Annotated in this window: 2 protein-coding genes and 1 pseudogene; 1 reads left to right on the plus strand and 2 read right to left on the minus strand. The window is 74.5% G+C overall.

Annotated features, from left to right (window positions below; all coding sequences use genetic code 11):
- Window positions 1–213: 213 nt before the first annotated feature.
- Together AC1DP0_RS21200 and AC1DP0_RS21205 are read right to left on the minus strand one after the other, a co-directional pair.
- Complete coding sequence (locus AC1DP0_RS21200; protein ID WP_478088433.1) at window positions 214–1,176, minus strand: pseudouridine-5'-phosphate glycosidase; 963 nt, start codon at window positions 1,174–1,176, stop codon at window positions 214–216.
- Window positions 1,177–1,199: 23 nt separating this feature from the next.
- Window positions 1,200–1,898, minus strand: coding sequence for a (2Fe-2S)-binding protein (locus tag AC1DP0_RS21205; RefSeq protein WP_478088435.1), 699 nt, complete (start codon window positions 1,896–1,898; stop codon window positions 1,200–1,202).
- A gap of 85 nt (window positions 1,899–1,983) precedes the next feature.
- On the opposite strand from AC1DP0_RS21205, the pseudogene AC1DP0_RS21210 reads away from it, so the two are divergent.
- Window positions 1,984–2,164: pseudogene (locus AC1DP0_RS21210) on the plus strand (amidohydrolase); the annotation flags it as partial.

The raw sequence follows: 2,164 nt of genomic DNA on the forward strand, positions 1-2,164 counted from the left end.
GGACGAGCGCGACCGCCGACGGGGTGTCGGAGTGCCACCGGATGTCACCGGACGGGCGGGTGATGACGTCGAGCCCGACGTCACCGACGACGACGACCGGCCGCGTCGGCCGATGCTCCGTCGGACCGTGTCCGGTCGTGCCGTGCCCCATCGGACCGTGCCCCGTCGGGCCGTGCCCTGTCGGACCGTGCCCTGTCGGAACCTCCCGCGTCGTCATGCGCGGGCTGCCCCGGCCAGGCCCGCCGACTGCGCCGCCACCTCGGCGGCGACCTCTCCGGCGAGCAGGGCGTTCGACAGGACGAGCTCGACGTTCGCGCGCAGCGACTCGCCGCCGGAGCTGGCGTGGAAGTGCTCGAGCAGCCGCGGCGTGACGTCCTTGCCGTGCACGCCCTCGCGCTCGAGCAGGGCGAGCCCCTCCGCCACCAGCCGGTCGTGCAGCTCGCGGTCGACCTGCCGCTCGGCGGGCAGCGGGTTCGCGAGGACGACGCCGGCCGCATCGGTCCCGAGCCGGTCGCGCATGACGACGACCCTGGCCGCCTCGGCCGCCGACTCCACGCGCCACGGCACCGGGTTTCCCGAGTCCGACAGGTAGAAGCCCGGGAACGCGTCGGTCCGGTAGCCGACCACCGGCACCGACAGGGTCTCGAGCGTCTCGAGCGTCCCTGCCACGTCGAGGATCGACTTCACGCCGGCGCACACGACGAGGACCGGTGTCGACGCGATGACACCGAGGTCGGCGGAGACGTCGAAGGTCTCGGACGCGCCCCGGTGCACCCCGCCGAGCCCGCCGGTCGCGAACACGCGGATGCCGGCCAGATGGGCCAGCGCCGACGTCGAGGCCACGGTCGTCGCACCCGAAAGTCCAAGTGCCGCAGCGACGCCCACGTCGCGCACCGACAGCTTGGCGATGTCAGGGTCGGTGCAGACCCGCTCGACCTCAGCGGCGCCGAGGCCGATGTGCACGACCCCGTCGAGCACCGCGATGGTCGCCGGCACCGAACCGCCGGTCCGCACCGCGTCCTCGATCTGCGCGCCGATCTCGATGTTGTCGGGGTGGGGGAGCCCGTGGGCGAGGATCGTGCTCTCGAGGGCGACGACCCCGACCCCGGCCTCGAGCGCCTCGTGAACCTCCTCGTGGACGACGAGCAGGTCGGGCCCCGGCAGGTGCTGCAGCATGGCCGTCACCCTAGTTCCGCGCTTCACCGGCCGCCGCGGGGGCACGCGGCGCACTCGCGCATCCCGGGCAGCGCGTAGATGAAGCAGCACGACACCCGCGTCGGCTCGGGTCCGACGCTCTCGCCGGCCGCGCCGCGCGCCAGCCGCACCGCCGTGCCCCACATGTCGTCGACGACCCCCCACCGCTGCCGCGAGCCCATCCGCACGTCGGGGGCGTATGCCGTCACGACCTCCGAGACGAGCCCGCGGTATGCCGCGTGGCCGCGTTCCAGACGGCGCGCCGGGTCGTCGTCGACCTCCAACGACGTCGCGTCCGGGTCGACCACGAGCCGGTGGGGACTGAGCCCCGGGGCCAGCTCGAACCCCAACCCGAGACCCAGCCCGCCACCCGAGGGAACGAGGAGCCAGGGACCGAGCGACGCGGCATACGCGATCGGCGTCGCGGCGATCTCGCACACCCACTGGAGCACGAAGGCGGCGGGCACGTGCGCGGGCGCCGGCACGCCGTGACGCTGTCCCATCTGCGTGCGCAGCGCCGCGCGCCACGGCTCGAGCGGGTCCGCGCCGGCCCGCACGTGCGTCACCACGTCGCGCCACCACACGGTCGCGGGGGAGGCCTCGCACGTCATCGTCGTGAACGGCAGCGCCCGGTCGACGAGGCCGACGACGGCCCGGACGGCGTCGGGACCGGGCGCCGCCGCGGAGCGTGACTGCGGCTCCACGCGTGACCTCTCTCCGTCGTCCTGGTGCTCGTCGAGCCCCCGTGTGCGGGGAATGTGCCCATCCTCTCGCTAGACTCCCGTGCTCGTGACCCACCGCTCCGCGCCGCTGCCCTTCGAGGCCATCGCTCGAACCGTCGAGCAGCGCGCTGCAGAGCTCGTCTCGATCCGCCGCGACCTGCACACGCATCCGGAGCTCGGGCGGGGCGAGGTGCGCACGACGGCGCTGGTCGCCGAGCGCCTCGAGCGCGCCGGCATCGGCGTGCGCC

This window comes from Terrabacter sp. P5_B1 (assembly GCF_056400505.1).

Bases quoted from the DNA above. Each gene is read 5' to 3' on its own strand.
- AC1DP0_RS21200 (WP_478088433.1), bottom strand. From the start codon at position 1,176: ATGCTGCAGCACCTGCCGGGGCCCGACCTGCTCGTCGTCCACGAGGAG.